The 18979-nt window shown below is 62.4% G+C and carries 18 protein-coding genes; 11 read left to right on the forward strand and 7 right to left on the reverse strand.

All coding sequences use genetic code 11. The features are described from left to right. Positions 1-78 precede the first annotated feature (78 nt). The 6 genes from AC1RO0_RS25180 to AC1RO0_RS25205 all read right to left on the reverse strand — a co-directional run bounded on the left by AC1RO0_RS25180 (position 79) and on the right by AC1RO0_RS25205 (position 7685). On the reverse strand, positions 79-1038 hold the full coding sequence (locus AC1RO0_RS25180; RefSeq protein WP_498595310.1) for a 2-hydroxyacid dehydrogenase: 960 nt from the start codon (positions 1036-1038) through the stop codon (positions 79-81). An 11-nt stretch (positions 1039-1049) separates the two neighbouring features. Next, on the reverse strand, positions 1050-2687 hold the full coding sequence (locus AC1RO0_RS25185) for an ABC transporter ATP-binding protein (protein WP_498595311.1): 1638 nt from the start codon (positions 2685-2687) through the stop codon (positions 1050-1052). Beyond that, complete coding sequence (locus AC1RO0_RS25190) at positions 2684-3835, reverse strand: ABC transporter permease (protein WP_498595312.1); 1152 nt, start codon at positions 3833-3835, stop codon at positions 2684-2686. Before AC1RO0_RS25190 ends, AC1RO0_RS25185 begins: the two co-directional genes overlap by 4 nt. Continuing rightward, positions 3835-4926: a microcin C ABC transporter permease YejB gene (locus AC1RO0_RS25195; protein ID WP_153367331.1), complete on the reverse strand. Its 1092-nt coding sequence runs from the start codon at positions 4924-4926 to the stop codon at positions 3835-3837. The genes AC1RO0_RS25190 and AC1RO0_RS25195 overlap by 1 nt, the downstream gene beginning before the upstream one ends. Before the next feature lie 172 nt (positions 4927-5098). Beyond that, positions 5099-6937 carry an extracellular solute-binding protein gene (locus AC1RO0_RS25200; protein WP_498595313.1) on the reverse strand — a complete coding sequence of 613 codons (1839 nt, stop codon included), beginning with the start codon at positions 6935-6937 and terminating at the stop codon, positions 5099-5101. 109 nt (positions 6938-7046) lie between these two features. Continuing rightward, positions 7047-7685: a TetR/AcrR family transcriptional regulator gene (locus AC1RO0_RS25205; RefSeq protein ID WP_498595314.1), complete on the reverse strand. Its 639-nt coding sequence runs from the start codon at positions 7683-7685 to the stop codon at positions 7047-7049. A 345-nt stretch (positions 7686-8030) separates the two neighbouring features. Between AC1RO0_RS25205 and mepA the strand changes: the two genes are divergently transcribed. From mepA to AC1RO0_RS25235, 6 genes are all read left to right on the forward strand, one after another. Further along, complete coding sequence (gene mepA / locus AC1RO0_RS25210) at positions 8031-9077, forward strand: penicillin-insensitive murein endopeptidase (RefSeq protein ID WP_498595315.1); 1047 nt, start codon at positions 8031-8033, stop codon at positions 9075-9077. Positions 9078-9166: 89 nt separating this feature from the next. Then, the gene (locus tag AC1RO0_RS25215; RefSeq protein WP_498595316.1) at positions 9167-9547 is read left to right on the forward strand and encodes a methylglyoxal synthase; all 381 of its coding nucleotides are present in this window, start codon (positions 9167-9169) and stop codon (positions 9545-9547) included. A 32-nt stretch (positions 9548-9579) separates the two neighbouring features. After that, positions 9580-10602: a glucokinase gene (locus tag AC1RO0_RS25220; protein WP_498595317.1), complete on the forward strand. Its 1023-nt coding sequence runs from the start codon at positions 9580-9582 to the stop codon at positions 10600-10602. Between the two features lie 185 nt (positions 10603-10787). Beyond that, complete coding sequence (locus AC1RO0_RS25225) at positions 10788-12581, forward strand: ABC transporter ATP-binding protein (protein ID WP_498595318.1); 1794 nt, start codon at positions 10788-10790, stop codon at positions 12579-12581. A gap of 15 nt (positions 12582-12596) precedes the next feature. Continuing rightward, on the forward strand, positions 12597-13421 hold the full coding sequence (dapB, locus tag AC1RO0_RS25230; protein WP_498595319.1) for a 4-hydroxy-tetrahydrodipicolinate reductase: 825 nt from the start codon (positions 12597-12599) through the stop codon (positions 13419-13421). Positions 13422-13545: 124 nt separating this feature from the next. After that, a complete protein-coding gene (locus AC1RO0_RS25235; RefSeq protein ID WP_498595320.1) occupies positions 13546-14181 on the forward strand; it encodes a 2,3-bisphosphoglycerate-dependent phosphoglycerate mutase in 636 nt (211 codons plus the stop codon). Between the two features lie 61 nt (positions 14182-14242). Here the strand turns inward: AC1RO0_RS25235 and phnF are convergent, their stop codons facing one another. Next, the gene (phnF, locus tag AC1RO0_RS25240) at positions 14243-14977 is read right to left on the reverse strand and encodes a phosphonate metabolism transcriptional regulator PhnF (protein ID WP_498595321.1); all 735 of its coding nucleotides are present in this window, start codon (positions 14975-14977) and stop codon (positions 14243-14245) included. A gap of 102 nt (positions 14978-15079) precedes the next feature. On the opposite strand from phnF, the gene phnG reads away from it, so the two are divergent. From phnG to phnK, 5 genes are read left to right on the forward strand one after another with little or no spacing between them, the layout of a single operon-like run. Beyond that, positions 15080-15556, forward strand: a complete 477-nt coding sequence (gene phnG / locus AC1RO0_RS25245) for a phosphonate C-P lyase system protein PhnG (protein ID WP_498595322.1) — start codon at positions 15080-15082, stop codon at positions 15554-15556. Next, positions 15556-16185, forward strand: a complete 630-nt coding sequence (gene phnH / locus AC1RO0_RS25250) for a phosphonate C-P lyase system protein PhnH (protein WP_498595323.1) — start codon at positions 15556-15558, stop codon at positions 16183-16185. The genes phnG and phnH overlap by 1 nt, the downstream gene beginning before the upstream one ends. Positions 16186-16188: 3 nt before the next feature. Next, positions 16189-17298 carry a carbon-phosphorus lyase complex subunit gene (locus AC1RO0_RS25255; RefSeq protein WP_498595324.1) on the forward strand — a complete coding sequence of 370 codons (1110 nt, stop codon included), beginning with the start codon at positions 16189-16191 and terminating at the stop codon, positions 17296-17298. Then, a complete protein-coding gene (locus tag AC1RO0_RS25260; protein WP_498595325.1) occupies positions 17295-18206 on the forward strand; it encodes an alpha-D-ribose 1-methylphosphonate 5-phosphate C-P-lyase PhnJ in 912 nt (303 codons plus the stop codon). The genes AC1RO0_RS25255 and AC1RO0_RS25260 overlap by 4 nt, the downstream gene beginning before the upstream one ends. Further along, positions 18203-18979 carry a phosphonate C-P lyase system protein PhnK gene (phnK, locus tag AC1RO0_RS25265; RefSeq protein WP_436030531.1) on the forward strand — a complete coding sequence of 259 codons (777 nt, stop codon included), beginning with the start codon at positions 18203-18205 and terminating at the stop codon, positions 18977-18979. The genes AC1RO0_RS25260 and phnK overlap by 4 nt, the downstream gene beginning before the upstream one ends.

Below are 18979 nucleotides of genomic sequence, written 5' to 3' on the forward strand. Positions count from 1 at the left end.
ATTGATAATCATTTGGACACGCGGCTGCCTATTGCCGGCAATGCATGCCCAAATTTTCGGCTGCCGAGGCAGGCTCGATCAATAGCCGAGGCTGCGGTCCACCAGATATTGCAGCGGCTCGCCACCTTCGAAACGGGCGATCTGCTCCTCGACATGCCGCATCAGCGAGTATTCTTCCGAGACCGCCGCGTCATGCGGCGTGATGACGACATTCTCCAGGCCCCAGAGCGGGTCGTCCGCCGGCAGCGGCTCGACCTCGAAGACATCGAGCGAAGCGCCGCCGAGAATGCCGGTCTCGATTGCCGAGACAATATCGGCCTGGACCTGGCTCTTGCCGCGCCCGGCATTGATGAACACCGGCTTGCCCAGCGCGCCATCGCAACGAAGCTTCGAAAACAGCGAAGCATTGTAGAGCCCCGTTGTTTCCGGCGTCAGCGGCAGCAGGCCGACGAGTATGTCGGTCCGTGCCAGAAAGGCATCGAGCTCGCCGGCGTCGAAGGTTTCCATGCCTTCGATCTGCTTCTTCTGCCGCGACCAGCCGATGACGTCGAAGCCCATGACCTTGAGCTTGGCGGCGGCATCGAGGCCGAGAACGCCGAGACCCATGACACCGATGGTGACATCGCGCGCCTCAAGTCCCGCCGGCCGGCCCCAGACATGTTTACGCTGGTGCCTGAAATGACCGCAGACATTGCGCAGATGCATCAGGCATTGCAGCACGACCCATTCCGACATGCGCACCGTCAGGCTGCGGTCGACGAAGCGGACGATGGGAATATCGAGCGGGGTGGCGGTGGTGATCAGGGAATCGACCCCGGCGCCGCCGGAAAAAATCACCTTGAGATTGGGTGCGCGCTGATAGAGATCGGCATCCGGCTTCCACAGAAGCGCATAGTCGATATGGCTCAGATCCAGGCCCTTGGTGGCAGGATCGGCAAGATTGATGCTGCCGCGATCGCTGAACGAGGTCTTGAGGACCTTTGCGACGCTCTCCGGATTGAACTTGAGATCGACGAGAACGGGACTTTTGGCCGGCATGGCAATGCTCTCTATTGCTGAATGGCGGCGGTCGGCACCGCCTCGATGTTGAACGCGGCGGCGAGAAGCGCCTTGGTGTAATCCTCTTGCGGCGCGCGGAAAACATCCGCCGACGGCCCCTGCTCCACCACCTTGCCGAAGCGCATGACGATCAGGTCGTTGGCAAGCGCCTTCACCACTTTCAGGTCGTGGCTGATGAAGAGATAGGCAAGGTCATGACGCTGCTGCAGGTCGCGCAGCAGGTCGACCACCTGGGCCTGCACGCTCATGTCGAGCGCCGACGTCGGCTCGTCCAGCATGACGAAACGCGGCTTCAGCACCATGGCGCGGGCAATGGCGACGCGCTGGCGCTGGCCGCCGGAGAATTCATGTGGGAAACGCCAGCGGGTCAAAGGATCAAGGCCGACCTCCTCCAGCGCCCAGCAGACGCGCTGGTCACGCTCTTCCGCCGACAGGGATGCTTCATGCACCTTCAGCCCCTCGGCGATGATGTCACCGACCGACATGCGCGGGCTGAGCGAGCCGTAAGGGTCCTGGAAAACGACCTGCAGCTGGCTGCGCAGCGGCCGCATCTCCTTGAAGGAATAATCGGCGATATCCTTGCCGACGAAGGCGATGCGACCCTTGGACGAGATCAGCCGGGCGAGCGCCAGGCCGAGCGTCGTCTTGCCGGAGCCGCTCTCGCCGACGACGCCGAGCGTCTGGCCGGCCCGAAGCTTCAGATCGATGCCGTCGACGGCCTTCACATGATCGACCACCTTGCGCATCAACCCGGCCTTGATCGGGAACCAGACCTTGATGTCGGAGCCTTCCATGACGACGGGCTTGCTGGTGTCGCTGACCGGCGGCTCGCCGCGCGGTTCGGCAGCCAGAAGATGGCGGGTGTATTCATGCTGCGGGTTGGTGAAGACCTCTTCGACCGTGCCGGTCTCGACGATATGGCCCTTGGTCATGACGCAGACGCGGTCGGCGAATTTGCGGACGATGCCGAGATCATGGGTGATGAACAGCATCGACATGCCGTGCACGCCCTTGAGGTCGCGCAGCAGCTCGAGGATCTGCGCCTGCACCGTCACGTCGAGCGCCGTGGTCGGCTCGTCTGCGATCAGAAGCTCTGGCCGATTGGCGAGCGCCATGGCGATCATCACGCGCTGGCGCTGGCCGCCCGACAGCTCATGCGGATAGGCCTTCAGGCGCTTTTCCGGCTCGCGAATGCCGACCTGGTTCAGAAGCTCGAGCGTGCGGCGGCGGGCAGCCTGGCCGACCACGCCCTGATGCAACGCCAGGATTTCCGTGATCTGCTTTTCAATCGAATGGAGCGGATTGAGCGAGGTCATCGGCTCCTGGAAGATCATCGTGATGTCGTTGCCGCGCACGGCGCGCAGCTCATTGTCCGATGCCTTCAACAGGTCCTTGCCCTTAAACAGGATTTCGCCCGAGGGATGGCTGGCGGACGGATAGGGCAAAAGCTTCAGGATCGAATTGGCCGAGACCGATTTGCCGGAGCCGGATTCGCCGACCAGCGCCAGAACTTCGCCCTTATGGATATCAAACGAGATGCCGTCGACGGCGGTCGAGGTTCTCCCGCCCTGGTGAAAGGCGACGGAGAGATTGCGGACGGACAGCAATGGGGTCGAATTGTCGCTCATCGGAACGTCTTCCTCGGATCGAACGCGTCACGCACGGCCTCACCGACGAAGATCAACAGCGACAGCATGATCGACATGGTGAAGAAGGCTGAGAGGCCGAGCCACGGGGCCTGCAGGTTGGATTTGCCCTGGGCTATCATCTCGCCCAGCGACGGCGAGCCGGGGGGCATGCCGAAGCCTAGGAAATCCAGCGAGGTCAGGGTGGTGATCGAGCCGGAGAGGATGAAGGGCACGAAGGTCAGGGTCGCGACCATGGCGTTGGGCAGCAGGTGGCGATACATGATGGTGATGTTGTTGACGCCGAGCGCGCGGGCGGCGCGGACATATTCGAAATTGCGGGCGCGCAGGAATTCGGCGCGCACGACGCCGACGAGACCGACCCAGGAAAACAGCAGCAATATGCCGAGCAGGATGAAGAAGCCGGGCGGCAGCACCGAGGCGATGATCAGCAGGATGTAGAGCACCGGCATCGACGACCAGATCTCGATGAAACGCTGGAGAAGAAGGTCCGTCCACCCACCGAAATAACCCTGGACGGCGCCGGCGGCGACGCCGACGACGGCCGAGCAGATGGTCAGCGCCAGACCGAACAGCACCGAGATGCGGAAGCCGTAGATCATGCGCGCAAAGACATCGCGCGCCTGGTCGTCGGTGCCGAGCCAGTTGAGATTGCTCCAGGTGCAGTTCGGATCTGCAACGCCCTGGGCATAACCGGAGCAGCGCTGCTCCTTGCTCATCAGCCAGAAGGGTGGCGTCGGGGCCGATTTTCCCTGCGGCAGGTTGGAATTGGCGGTCTGGTAGGAATAGTGGATCGGCGGCCAGATCATCCAGCCATGGGCATTGATCTCGTCCTCGATATCCCCGGAACGATAATCCGTCTGGGCCAGGAAGCCGCCGAACTTCTCCTCGGGGTAATCGACCAGGACCGGCACCAGCATCTCGCCCTTGTAGGAGACGAGGATCGGCCGGTCGTTGGCGATGAATTCCGCCCCGAGGCTGAAGAAGAACAGGATCAGGAACAGCCAGAGGGACCAGTAGCCACGGCGGTTTGCCTTGAAATTCTGCCAGCGGCGAATGTTGGTCGGGGAGAAGAGACCCTTGCGTGGCGGTTTGACCGTTGCCGCCGGTGCACTGCTCGCTGCGTCCATCAGACATCCCTCCGCTCGAAATCGATGCGCGGGTCGATCCAGGTGTAGATCAGGTCCGAGATCAGGCTGACGAACAGGCCGAGCAACGAGAAGATGAAGAGCGTCGCGAAGACGATCGGATAGTCGCGCTGGACGACGGAGAGATAGCTCAAGCGGCCGAGGCCATCGAGCGAGAAGATATTCTCGATCAGCAGCGAGCCAGTGAAGAAGGCGGAGATGAAGGCGCCGGGAAAGCCGGCGATGACGATGAGCATGGCGTTGCGGAAGACGTGACCATAGAGCACGCGGCGCTCGCTCAGCCCCTTGGCGCGCGCTGTGATGACATATTGTTTCTTGATCTCCTCGATGAAGGAATTCTTGGTGAGCAGCGTCGTGGTGGCGAAGGCGGCGAGCGACAGCGATATCAGCGGCAGGACAAGGTGCCAGAGATAATCGAGGATCTTCTGCCACCAGTTGAGATCGGCGAAATTGTCCGAGACGAGGCCGCGCAGCGGAAACCAGTCGAAGAAGGAGCCGCCGGCGAAGAGCACGATCAGCATGATGCCGAAGAGGAAGCTTGGGACCGCATAGCCGACGATGATGACGCCGGAGGTCCAGACATCGAAAGTTGATCCGTCCTGGATCGCCTTGCGGATGCCGAGGGGGATCGAGATGGCGTAGGAGAAGATCAATATCCAGATACCGAGCGAAATCGACACCGGCAACTTCTGCCCGATCAGATCGAGCACAGAGGTATTGCGGAAGAAGCTCTCGCCGAAATCGAAGCGGATATAGTTCCACATCATCTGCCCGAAGCGCTCGAGCGGCGGCTTGTCGAAACCGAATTGCTTGTTGAGCTTGGCGATCAGCTCGGGATCGAGCCCCTGCGCGCCGCGATATTTCGAGCCGCTATCGTCGGTCGCCTGCTGGGCCAGCATGTCCCCGCTGCCGGAGAGGCGGCCGCTGGCATTGTCGGCCTGGCCGGTCAATTGCGCGATCATCTGCTCGACGGGTCCGCCGGGCGCGAACTGCACGATGGTGAAGGAGATCGCCATGATGCCGACGATGGTCGGGATCATCAGCAGCAGACGCCTGAGGATATAGGCACCCATCAGCCCGTCACTCCCTCAACGAGGAACATGCCTGCCCCGGCCTCAATCCATCCGTCGTTCAAATCGCTTATTCCCTTCCGCCGCGTAAAGCCCGGCGCTGTCATGTCACGCAGAAATTGCCGAATCGGCATGGGGCATTTGGAGCCAGCCCACCCGCCATTGCAAGAGCCGCTCATTTTGCGGCGGCTTTTGACCACCACGTCTCCGGGAAACCGAGCGAATATTCCGGCAGTTGCGGTGGTCGCTCGAACTTGTCCCAATAGGCGATGTTGACGCTCATGCGATAGAACAGCGGCACGACATAGTGATGGGCAAGCAGGACGCGGTCGAGCGCCTTCACCGACGCATCCTTCTCGGTGACATCTTTCGCCAGGATGACCTTGGCGATCAGCGCGTCGATGCCGGGATCGGCAATACCGGCGTAATTTCGAGAGCCCTGGCGATTGACCGAAGCCGAGCCCCAGAAATCGAGCTGCTCGTTGCCGGGATTGAGGGTCTGCCCCAGTGCGACCCAGATCATGTCATAGTCGAAGCTGCGCAACCTGTTGATATACTGCGACGGATCGACGATCCGCACGCTCGCATTGATGCCGATCTTCTTCAGATTCTGGGTATAGGGCACCACCCATTTTTGCACAAAGGGACTGTTCAGCAGAATTTCGAAGGTGAAGGGCTGTCCCGTCTGAGCATTGACCATCTGGTTGCCCTTGAGCACATAGCCAGCGTCCTTGAACAGCGCCACGGCCTGGCGAAGATTGTCACGGAACTTCTGCGGATCGCCGCCGACCGGGTTCGTATAGGGCGTGGTGAAGACCTCCGGCGGGATCTTGTCCTTCACCTCGTTGAGAAGGTCCAGTTCCTTGCCCTGCGGCAAGCCGGACGAAGCAAGCTGAGTGCCGAAGAAATAGCTGTTCACGCGGGTATACTGGTTAAAGGCGATGGAGCGGTTCAGTTCTTCGAAATCGAAGGCATAGTTCAATGCTTCGCGGACGCGCTGATCCTTGAACTGGTCGCGGCGCATATTCGGCATCAATGCCTGCATCACTCCGCTGGCACGCAGCGGGTTCGCCACTTCCTCACGCTTGACGCGGCCGTCCTTGGCGGCTGGAAAATCATAGCCGGTAGCCCAACGGCTCGCGGAGGTCTCCTGCCAGAAGTCGAAATTTCCAGCCCGGAAACCTTCGAACTGCACGTCATTATCAGCGTAGTAGGTGTAGGAGATCGAGCCGAAATTGTTTTCACCGATGTTGACGGGGAGATTCTTACCCCAATAGTCGTCGCGCCTCTCATAGCGGATCGTCGAGCCTGGAGAGACGGCGGCAACCTTGTACGGGCCAGAGCCCATCGCCGGCTCCAGCGTCGTCCGCGTGATATCGCGCGGCTTGCCGTCAGGCCCCGTAGCCTCCCACCAATGTTTCGAAACGATCGGAAAATCGCCGAGAATGAAAGGCAGCTCGCGATTGTTCTTTACATCGAAAGTGAAAGTGACGTCGCGATCGCCGGTCTTTTCGGCGCGCGCCACATGCGAATAATAACTCGCCAGGAACGGATTGAGCTCCTTGGATTTCTCGAAGCTGAAAATGACGTCGTCGGGGGTGACCGGCGTGCCATCCGCCCATTTGGCTTCCGCCCGCAGGCGGAACGTCGCGCTGGAAACATCGTCCGGATAGGAAACACCCTCAGCCAACAGGCCGTAAGAAGAGGAAATCTCGTCATCCGCGTGTTTCAGCAAAGTGTCGAAGGCCAGACCGACGCCCGAGACCGGATTGCCTTTCAGCAAAACCGGGTTGAGCGTATCGAAGGTGCCATCGTCGGAAAGCTTCAACTCCCCGCCCTTCGGCGCATCCGGATTGACGTAGTCGAAATGCTTGAAGCCGGGCTGGTATTTCAGGTCGCCGAGAATGGCGGTGCCGATGCGGAATTGCGGCTCATCGGCGCTGGATGATGCCGGCAAGGCCAGCAGGCAAAAAAGAGAAACAACCAAGCCTGCTTTCAACCGCGACAACGCCATTCATAACCCCCTGATGATTTGATCAGAATCAGCATAAGGCAAATGAGGGCAAAAAACAGGACGGAATTGCTCACCTGTTCGCGAGTGCGCCCATAAGTGCCCGATGAAATCAGGCTTTTGCCGTAGCTTCCTCCAGGCGCTTGCGCAGCATCAGGCGCAATTCTCGGATAAGGCGCCGGTCCTCGACCGCCTCCGGCTCGTTGGCGGCGATGACGGCAATACGGATCAATTCGAGAATGATCGCCGACATCAGGGCGACGTCGTCGGTGACCGGCGGCTCGGCGCGTCGCAGGATGGAGGAAATCAGCTCCTTCACCTCCGCCCGCGAGCGCAGCTTGCGATCCCTCGGAATATCCCGGCGCGCGGCAAGCACCGGATATTCTGGAAACGTCTCGATGAAGGCCGCGAGCCGGTCGAAGATCGCCTCGCCGCTATCGGCCGCCGAAAGGCCGCCGCTCTTCTCCGCGATCTCCTGAAACACCGCCTTTAGCCGCTCCAGCCGATCGATATGCAGCGCTTCGGCGAGCAGCGGCTTGGTCGGAAAGAATTGATAGAGCGAACCGATCGACGAATGCGCCTTTGCGGCGATCTCGGTCATCGTCGCGGCATCATAACCCTTCTCGACGAAGACCGCCGCGGCCGCTTCCAAAAGTACGGCCACGCGATCATGACCGCGCCGGCGTTTGGGTGCCCGCGTTTGCGGCTCGCCGGTCGATTTCTCCGCGGGTTGTCCGCTATTTGTCCCCACCCGTTACTCCCCTTTACAATCCCCAAGCTGCCACCACGCTTATCTCAACCGACCCGAGACCCAGGCTCCGTTCCCAACCCTCCGCGCGCTCCCCAACTCGCACGACAGATGGTCGAGACTATGGTCATTGTGACTGTCGGACTTTCCGCAGACTATGCCGGCACTGTCAACCGGCCCGCCAAGGAAACCCCATGATTTCCAGGGGGAGATTGCCGTCGGCCGTCGGCGACGGAATGACGGCGGGAGACACAGGCAGCCGGAAAATCGATTCCGATTTTCTGGGTTATGCGATAGATTTCGTTGCAAATCACTTCGGCCAACGCCGGCAGCATCTCAAGGAACCACATGATTTCACTCCTGGTTCGAACCATCAGCACCGTCAGCAAACTAGCCCTCGCCACCACGATCGGCGCGAGCCTTGTTACCGGCGATGCGCTGGCCCAGCAGGCTGGCCCGACGCCCGGCAGCGCCAAGGCGATCTTCGGCGGGGTGGCGCTGCCGACGGCAGGACCGCCGCAATCGATCGGCTTTTATGCCAAGGGCTGCCTCTCCGGCGCCGTGGCGCTGCCAACCGATGGGCCGACCTGGCAGGCCATGCGCCCGTCGCGCAATCGCCGCTGGGGCCGGCCGGAAATGGTAGGGCTCCTTGAACGCCTGTCGCGCGACGCCGCCAAATATGACGGCTGGCCGGGCTTGCTCGTCGGCGATATGGCGCAGCCGCGCGGCGGACCGATGTTCAACGGCCATGCCTCGCATCAGATCGGCCTTGATGCCGACGTCTGGCTGACGCCGATGCCACCGCGGACGCTGACGGCGGCCGAGCGCGAAAGCCTGCCCTTCACCTCGATGCTGGCGAAGGACAAGTTCCTGACGATCAACGACAGGGTCTGGACGCCGGCGCATGCCCGCCTGCTGATGCGCGCCGCCAGCTATCCCGAAGTCCAGCGCATCTTCGTCAATCCGGCGATCAAGAAGAAGATGTGCGACAGCTGGACCGGCGACCGCACCAATCTCGGCAAGCTGCGCCCGGAATATGGCCACGACTCGCATTTCCATATCCGCTTGAGCTGCCCGGCGGGCTCGGTCGGCTGCACGCCGCAGGCCCCGGTTGCCGCAGGCGACGGCTGCGACAAGACGCTTGCCTGGTGGCTCGGTCCCGAACCCTGGGCCAAGCCGAAACCGAGCACCAAGCCGCCGGTGAAACCCCGCGAGGTCATGGTGTCTGACCTGCCCAAAGCCTGCCAGGCCGTGCTGGACGCGCCTTCGGTTCCCTCGGCCCGCGCCGCCACCTATGGCATCAAGGCAGCCGCGCCGACGACCGCAACCGGCACGCTGCCGGTTTCCGGCAGCGGCACGGGCAACACGCCGCCCGGCAGCATTCCACAGCAGTGACGGCGGCCGAGGCGGTCTTTCAAAGGCCGGCCTCTTGGTATAGAAGGCGGATAAATCGATTAAAAAATCCGAGACGGAGTGGGAGTTTCATGGCCGGCGGCAAATGCATCGCGCTGATCGCGCATGATCAGAAGAAGGATGCAATGGCGGAGTTTGCACGCCGCAACCAGGATGTGCTTGCCGATTGGCATATCGTCGCCACCGGCACGACCGGCGGCCGGGTCCTCGACGCCTCTCCCGACCTCAAGGTCACCCGCCTTAAAAGCGGCCCGCTCGGCGGTGACCAGCAGATCGGCGCGATGATCGCCACCGGCGATATCGACATGGTCATCTTTTTCATCGACCCACTCACACCGATGCCACACGATGTCGATGTCAAGGCGTTGACTCGGCTTGCCGTTCTCTACGACATTCCGATGGCCCTTAACGAAGCTACCGCAGACCGCCTGATCAAGACACTGACCCATTAATCCGCCTTCAGGCGGCAGACACGGACCTGTCCATGCCCGAGCTCAATCACAGCGAAGCCCCTCTGCCCTTTCCGATCCTGATCGGCGATATCGGCGGAACCAATGCGCGTTTCTCCATTGTCGTCGATGCCCATTCCGAGCCGGCGCATTTTCCGATCGTGCAAACCGCCAATTTCAAGACGATCGACGACGCGATCGAGGAAGCCCTGGCCAAGTCGGCGGTGCGGCCGCGTTCGGCGATCCTTGCCATGGCCGGTCCGGTGCGGGGCGACGAAATTCCGCTGACCAATTGCGACTGGGTGATCCGCCCGAAGACGATGATCGCCAATCTCGGCATGGAAGACGTGCTGATCATCAATGATTTTGAAGCGCAGGCGCTGGCGATCGCCGGTATTTCCGAAGAGCATCGCGCCACCATCGGCGAGATATCGGAAGGCATGGTCGCCTCGCGCGCCGTGCTCGGCCCGGGCACCGGCCTCGGCGTCGCCGGTCTCGTTCATGCCCAGCATGCCTGGATCCCCGTGCCGGGCGAAGGCGGCCATATCGACCTCGGACCGCGCAGCGAGCGCGATCTGCAGATCTGGCCGCATCTGGAAACGATCGAGGGCCGCATTTCCGCCGAGCAGGTCCTCTGCGGCCGCGGCCTGCAGAACCTCTATCATGCGATCTGCAAGACCGACGGCATCGAGCCCAGCCTCAAGGAACCGGCCGATATCACGGCGCATGCGCTCGCCGAAACCAACATTCAGGCCGAAGAGACCCTGACGCTGTTCGTCACCTATCTCGGTCGCGTCGCCGGCGATATCGCGCTGGTCTTCATGGCGCGCGGCGGCGTCTATATCACCGGCGGCATCTCGCAAAAAATCCTGCCGGCGCTACAGAAACCAGAATTCCGCGCCGCCTTCGAAGACAAGGCGCCGCATACCGCGCTCTTGAAATCGATCCCGACGCATGTGGTCACTCATCCGCTGGCGGCACTCTCTGGCCTCACGGCCTATGCCCGCGCACCGGCCAGTTTCGGCCTGGCAACGGATGGCCGCCGCTGGCGGCGTTGATCCGGTCAGGGCCGCAGGCAGCCTTTTTGAAGGGGCTTCCTTCCCTTATAATGATCTTGGCTCCATGGCTTGCCCCTTAACCAGAGCGGCAAGCCATCTCTAGCCAAAGCCGTCCTAACTCTTTATAGAGCCGCGAAAGCATGTGCCATGTGCGGCTCGCTTGGTTTGAGACAGGAAGCCGATTTTTGAAATCGCCCGATACCAAAAACAATAGCGTCGACAGTGAGACCATCAGTGGTATCCTGAAGCGCATCATTGCCGAAAATGGCCGTGAGCACATCTGGGGTTATTCCGTCGCTATCGCCTGCCTGATCCTGGTGGCGCTTTCGACGGCGTTCATCGCCTACATCATGAAGACGATCATCAACCAGGCGTTCGTCGAGCGCCGGGCCGAGATCGTCTGGATCATCTGCTCCGCGATCTTCGCAGCTTTCGTAGTGCGCGGTTTCGCCGGCTATTTCCAATCCGTCCTCCTCAGCAAGATCGGCAATAACATCATCGCGCGCTACCAGCGCCGGCTTTATGCGCATCTGATGACCTTGTCGGTCGGCTTCTTCAACGAAGCGCGCTCGGCGCAGATTGCCGCGCGGGTTAGCCAGAACGTCTCGGGCATTCGCGACGTCATGAACCTGACGATCACCTCGACAGCACGCGACCTTCTGACCTTCGTCGCCCTGCTCGGCGTCATGGTGGTGCAGGATCCGATGCTGAGCCTTGCCGTCTTTATCGCCGCACCGCCGCTACTCTATGCACTGCGCTACGTCTCCAAGCGGCTTCGCTCGGCGACACGCGAAGCGGTGAACCTGAACAGCCATGTTCTCGGCGCGATGCAGGAAACGATCCAGGGTATCTCCATCGTCAAGGCCTTCACGATGGAAGAGCAGCTGGATCGCAAGATCAACAAGCTGATCACCGCAGCCGAGCATCGGCAAAACCGCATTGCCCGCCTGTCGGAGCGCAACGGGCCGCTGACGGAAAGTTTTGCCGGCTTCGCGGTCGCCAGTGTGCTAGGTTATGCCGCCTATCGCTCGATCTATCATGACGTTCCGCCCGGCGCCTTCTTCTCCTTCGTCACATCGCTGCTTCTAGCCTACGATCCGGCCCGACGCCTCGCCAAGCTCCAGGTGCAGCTGGAGCGCGCCGTCGTCAACGCGCGGATGATCTACGAATTGCTCGACATGGAGCCGCGCCAGCGCGACCTGCCGGACGCCCAGCCGCTGGTCGTTACCGAAGCCCGTATCGAATTCCGCGATGTTGATTTCGCCTATGGCGACGATAGCGTCCTCAGCGGCGTCAGCTTCACCGCCGAAGGCGGACAGACGACGGCGCTCGTCGGCCCCTCCGGCGCCGGCAAGTCCACGGTCATCAATCTCATTCCGCGCTTCTACGACCCGAAGGCCGGTAGCATCTTCATCGACGGGCAGGACATCAGCCACGTCACCAAGCAGTCGCTGCGCCAACATCTCGCCTATGTCTCGCAGCAGCCCTATCTCTTCGAAGGCACGATCCGCGACAATATTCGCTATGGCCGTCCGGAAGCGACGAGTGCCGAAATCGAGGAAGCGGCGCGGCATGCCTACGCCCATGATTTCATCATGGCACAGCCGCAGGGCTACGACACGCCGGTCGGCGAAAACGGCGTGACGCTCTCCGGCGGCCAGCGGCAGCGGCTGTCGATCGCCCGCGCGCTGGTGCGCAACGCGCCGATCCTCCTGCTCGACGAAGCGACGTCGGCGCTCGATACCGAGTCGGAAGCCGCCGTGCAGAAGGCGCTGGACGAAGCCATGAGCGGCCGCACGGTCGTCGTCATTGCGCACCGCCTGTCGACGGTCGTTCGGGCCGAGAAGATCATTGTCATGCAGAATGGGCGCGTCGTCGAAGAGGGCAACCACGAGACGCTTGCAGAGGCCGACAATGGCCTTTACGCTCGCCTCAACAACCTTCAGCGACCGGCCGTTACCGGCAATTCCCGCAAATAAGACGATAGAGACGACATGAGCGACGATGCGATGAAGCTGGTGGTGGTTGGCGCGGCAGGCCGCATGGGACAGGCGCTGATCCGCCTCATCCACGCTACCGAGGGCCTGACCCTGCATGCCGCCGTCGCGCGTCCGGGCTCCGCCTTCATCGGCAAGGATGCCGGCGAGATCGCCGGGCTGGGGCCGATCGGCATTCCCGTCACCGACGACCCGCTATCAGCCTTCCTGCATGCCGACGGCGTCATCGACTTCACCACGCCGGCAACCAGCGTCACCTTCGCCGACCTCGCCGCTCAGGCGCGCATCGTCCACGTCATCGGCACCACAGGTTGCTCGGCGGAAAACGAGACCAGGTTCAAGGCCGCCGCCCGACACGCCCGCATCGTCAAGTCGGGCAATATGGGCCTCGGCATCAACCTCCTGAGCGTCCTTGTCGAGCAGGCCGCGCGGGCGCTTCCCCCGGCCGATTGGGACATCGAAGTCCTCGAAATGCACCACAAGCACAAGGTCGATGCGCCCTCGGGTACTGCGCTGCTGCTCGGCGAAGCGGCAGCCAAAGGACGCGGCATCGATCTTGGCGATCATTCCGTCCGGGTGCGCGACGGCTTTACCGGACCGCGCCCGGCAGGATCGATCGGCTTTGCCACACTGCGCGGCGGCGCCGTCATAGGCGATCACTCCGTCATCTTTGCCGGCGAAGGCGAGCGCCTGACGCTGTCCCATAGCGCCGGCGACCGGTCGTTGTTTGCCCGCGGCGCGCTTCAAGCGGCTCTCTGGGCGCGCGACAAGAAGCCCGGCCTTTATTCCATGCTCGATGTCCTCGGGCTTTCCACACGTTGATACGATACCGGAGCGGTTCAGCACGAAACTGCTGAACCGCTCCAACCTTTTGTTCTTACGCAATTCCGGACGGAAAACCGCTACGCACTTTTCCTGGAATTGCTTTACCAAGGAGGAATATTTCATGAGCGGTACTCTCGTCCTCGTTCGCCATGGGCAGAGCGACTGGAATTTGAAGAATCTCTTTACCGGCTGGAAGGACCCCGACCTGACTGAGCTCGGTGTTGAAGAAGCCAAGACCGGCGGCAAGGCGCTTGCCGATTACGGCATCAAATACGATATCGCCTTCACCTCGGATCTCACCCGCGCTCAGCACACGCTGAAGATCATCCTCGATGAAGTCGGTCAGCCTGGCCTCGAAACCATCAAGGATCAGGCGCTGAACGAGCGCGACTATGGCGATCTCTCCGGCCTCAACAAGGACGACGCCCGCGCCAAGTGGGGCGAGGAACAGGTGCATATCTGGCGCCGTTCCTACGACGTGCCCCCGCCCGGCGGCGAAAGCCTGCGCGATACCGGCGCCCGCGTCTGGCCCTATTACCTCACCGAAATCCTCCCGCGCGTACTCGCCGGCCAGACGGTGCTCGTTGCCGCCCACGGCAATTCGCTGCGCTCGCTCGTCATGGTCCTCGACCGCCTGACCAAGGAACAGATCCTGGCGCTTAACCTCGCGACCGGCGTGCCGATGGTCTACAAGCTCAACGCCGACTCCACCGTCGCTTCCAAGGAAGTGCTCGGTGATATGTCCGGCGCGCATTGAGCGGCTTTTAGTCTTTCTATCAATGAGCCGGGGAGATTTGTTCTCCCCGGCTTTTTTATGATCAATTCTCGATCGTGAACCGCACTCGATCCGCGGCAAAGCGTGAAATCGAATATTGCACCGGCACGCCATCGAGATCGGCATTGAGGGCGCGGGTGGTCATGATGATGGCGCCGGGGGAGAGCTCGAGGTCGGCGAGATCGCCTTCTTCCGCATGGGCCGCAGTGATTTCCGTGACGACACGCACATAGTCGGCCACGCCGAGTTCGCGGAAGGCCTTGGTGATCGAACCGGTGGCCTTGTAGATCTCGGCGATGTCGGCAAAACGATCGGCAGGGAACCAGCTCGTGGCGCGCGATACCGGGCGATGATCGGCCCGGCCAAGCGTTTCCAGCCGAACGACAGCCGCGCCGGGTTCCAGCTTCAGCCAGCGGGCCACCTCGGCATTGGCGATTTCATCGCTGGTCGCCACCAGCATACTGCTGGACTCCCGGACCTGGTCACCGATCCCTTGCGAAAACCGCGTCCGTTTCGAGATCGGGAAATTCAGCCGTTCCTTGCGCTCGATCAGGGTGCCCCGCCCCTGCACGGCACGGACGATGCCTTCCTGCCCCAGGGCCGCCAACGCGCTGCGGACGGTGTGCCGGTTCACCCCGAATTGCAGCGCCAGCGCCGTTTCCGGCGGCACCATGCCCGTTTCGTCGAAATCGCCCTGATTGATCGACGCGCGGATGCGGTCGGCAATCTGCCGCCAGAGCGCCACGCCCGTCTGCCTCTGTACCTTCTGCCCCGCCATATTTCTCGCTTACCCTGTCATACGCTTGTCACGTCGCCCCAATAGATATAAAACATACCTTGTATGGTTGTCTATATCAATAGACATTTTGAGGATGGCGGGATGAATTCAGCACAGAGACAAGAGGCAGCCGCGCAGGAGCGCCAGGAACGTAAGCGCACGGCGGACCTTCTGGCGCGGGCCGAGCGCGACGAGCTCGACGCAGCCTGGGAAGCATTGTCCGACAAGCCGGCTATCCAACCCGTGCGCGGGCCGGAAACCGGGCTCGTCATGGTGCGTGGACGTATCGGCGGCGGCGGTTCGCCCTTCAATCTCGGCGAGGTCACGGTGACGCGCGCCACCATCAGGCTCGCCTCCGGCACGGTCGGCCACGCGCATGCGCTCGGTACCGACCGCGAGAAGGTCCGGCTGGCGGCGATCTTCGACGCGCTCTGGCATCAGCCGGCCACCAAGGATTTCGTCGAAAAGGCGATCCTGCTGCCGATCACCGAGCGGATCGCCGGACGGGATCGCCAACGAGCAGAAGAGACCGCCGCCACCCGCGTCGATTTCTTCACCATGGTCCGCGGAGAAGACTGATGACCCTTTCCGATATCTCCACCATACCTGACAACGACGCCCTGACCGGCGGCTTCGCCAACCCGGTCTTCGACGCGCAGAGCGTCTTCAAGATGATGATGGACGCGATGGCGCGGCCGGGAACCCTGCAGACGGTCACCTCCGACATCGCGCCTCCAGCGCCCCTCGGCATCGCCGCCGGCGCCATTGGGCTCACCCTTTGCGACCATGATACGCAGGTCTGGCTGTCGAGCGGCCTTGCACGCTCCGCAATGCCGGAATGGCTCGGCTTCCACACCGGCGCGCCGGTGACAACGGAAAAGCTCGAAGCCCGCTTTGCCTTCGTCGAAGCCGGGGTGGTACTCGCCTCGCTCAACCAGTTCGACGTCGGCACGCAGGAATATCCAGACCGCTCGACGACGATCCTACTGGAAATCACGAGCCTCGAGGGCGGCAAGGAGCTGGCGCTTTCCGGCCCTGGCATTGCCGACATCAACATGATCGCGCCAATCGGCCTGCCGGACACGTTCCTGCGCTTCTGGAACGATAATCGCGCGCTCTTCCCGCGCGGCGTCGACCTCGTTCTGACGGCGGGACGGCAATTCCTTTGCCTGCCGCGCACCACCAAGATCATCGCGACGGAGATCTGACGCATGTATGTTGCCGTAAAAGGCGGCGAAGCCGCCATCGCCAATGCTCACCGGCTACTGGCCGATCGTCGCCGTGGCGACCGTTCGCTGCCGGCCCTCGGCATCGACCAGATCGTCGCGCAACTGGCGCTCGCCGTCGACCGCGTCATGGCCGAAGCCTCGCTTTATGACCGTACGCTGGCGGCACTGGCCGTGCGCCAATCGCGCGGCGACATGATCGAGGCGATCTTCCTGCTGCGCGCCTACCGCACGACGCTGCCGCGCTTCGGCTATTCCCAGCCGCTGGATACGGCGGCGATGAAGATCGAGCGCCGCATCTCCGCCACCTACAAGGACCTGCCGGGCGGCCAGCTTCTCGGCCCGACCTTTGATTATACCCATCGCCTGCTCGACCCGGGCCTGCTCACCGACGAGCCGGTGGACGAGCCGATGCAGCGGTCGGCGGAAGAGGGCCGCGTGATACGCGTCTCCGAGATCCTGGCCGAGGAAGGGCTGATCGAGGGCGACGGCGACATGCCGATCGACCACGAAACCGGCGACCTGACGCGCGAGCCGATGGAATTCCCGATGACCCGCGACCTGCGCCTGCAGGCGCTCGCCCGCGGCGACGAGGGTTTCCTTCTGGCACTCGGCTATTCGACGCAGCGCGGCTATGGCCGCAACCATCCCTTCACCGGCGAAATCCGCATCGGCGAAGTCGAGGTCGAACTCGATGTACCGGAACTCGGTTTCGCCGTGTCGCTCGGCAACATCCAGGTGACCGAATGCCAGATGGTCAACCAGTTCAAGGGTTCGGCCAAGGCGCCGCCGCAGTTTACCCGTGGCTACGGCCTGGTCTTCGGCCAGAGCGAGCGCAAGGCCATGGCGATGTCGCTGGTCGACCGGGCGCTGCGCGCCGAAGAGCTTGGCGAGGATATCGTTGCGCCGGCCCAGGACGAGGAATTCGTCATCTCCCATTCCGACAACGTGCAGGCGACCGGCTTCGTCGAACATCTGAAGCTGCCGCACTATGTCGACTTCCAGGCCGAACTCGACCTGGTGCGCCGCATGCGCCGCGACTTCGAGGCCGCCCGCGACGGCGGCAAGGATCCCCTGACGGAGGCAGCCGAATGACCGAACTCGCCACCTACAACTTCGCCTATCTCGACGAACAGACCAAGCGGATGATCCGCCGCGCCATCCTGAAGGCGATCGCCATTCCCGGCTATCAGGTGCCCTTCGCCTCGCGCGAAATGCCGATGCCCTATGGCTGGGGCACCGGCGGCGTGCAGTTGACGGCGGCAATCATCGGGCCGGACGATGTCCTGAAGGTCATCGACCAGGGCGCCGACGACACGACCAACGCTGTTTCCATCCGCGCATTCTTTCAGAAAGTCGCCAATGTCGCGGTCACCACCCGCACGGAAGAGGCGACCATCATCCAGACACGCCACCGCATCCCGGAAGCCAAGCTTGGGCCTAACCAGGTGCTGGTCTATCAGGTGCCGATCCCGGAACCGCTGCGCTTCCTCGAACCGCGCGAGACCGAAACCCGCAAGATGCATGCGCTCGAGGAATACGGCCTCATGCATGTAAAGCTCTACGAGGATATCGCCCGCAACGGCCGTATCGCCACCACCTATGCCTACCCGGTCAAGGTCGCCGGTCGCTATGTGATGGACCCGTCGCCGACGCCGAAATTCGACAATCCGAAAATGCACCTGTCGGATGCGTTGCAGCTTTTCGGCGCCGGCCGCGAGAAGCGCATCTATGCGGTGCCGCCCTATACCGACGTGGTCAGCCTCGATTTCGAGGATCACCCCTTCGAAGTGCAGCGCTTCGACAAGCCCTGCGCGCTCTGCGGCGCCGAGCAGGTCTATCTCGATGAAGTGATCCTCGACGATAAGGGCGGACGGATGTTCGTCTGCTCCGACACCGATTTCTGCGAAGACCGCCGCGCCCACGGCCATGTCGGCATCATGCTGGCACCAAATGGGCTGGCACCAAATGCGCAGGCACCCAATCAGGAGGCCGCCGAATGAGCGACACACCACTCCTCAAGGTCAAGAACATCTCGAAATTCTACGGTAGCCGCATCGGGTGCCGCGACGTCTCCTTCGATCTCTGGCCCGGCGAAGTGCTGGCCATCGTCGGCGAAAGCGGCTCGGGCAAGACCACCTTGCTCAACTGCATCTCGACACGGCTGCTGCCGACCACCGGCAGCGTCGAATACCACATGCGCGACGAAACCTATCGCGATCTCTTCCGCATGAACGAGGCGGAGCGCCGCTTCCTGATGCGGACCGACTGGGGCTTCGTTCATCAGAACCCCGCCGACGGCTTGCGCATGACGGTCTCGGCCGGCGCCAATGTCGGCGAGCGGCTGATGGCGATCGGCAACCGTCATTACGGCAATATCCGCGCCACGGCGGTCGACTGGCTGGAACGCGTCGAGATCGACGCCGACCGCATCGACGACCAGCCGCGCGCCTTCTCCGGCGGCATGCGCCAGCGCCTGCAGATCGCACGCAACCTGGTGACCGGCCCGCGCCTGGTATTCATGGACGAGCCGACCGGCGGCCTCGACGTTTCGGTGCAGGCACGCCTGCTCGACCTTGTGCGCGGCCTCGTCAACGATCTCGGCCTGTCGGCGATCATCGTCACCCACGACCTCGCCGTCGCCCGCCTGCTGTCGCATCGCATGATGGTGATGAAGGACGGCTACGTCATCGAGCATGGTCTGACCGACCGCGTGCTCGACGATCCGCGCGAACCCTATACGCAACTGCTCGTCTCTTCGATCCTGCAGGTCTGA

The organism is Rhizobium sp. GW821-FHT14E12 (assembly GCF_058803745.1).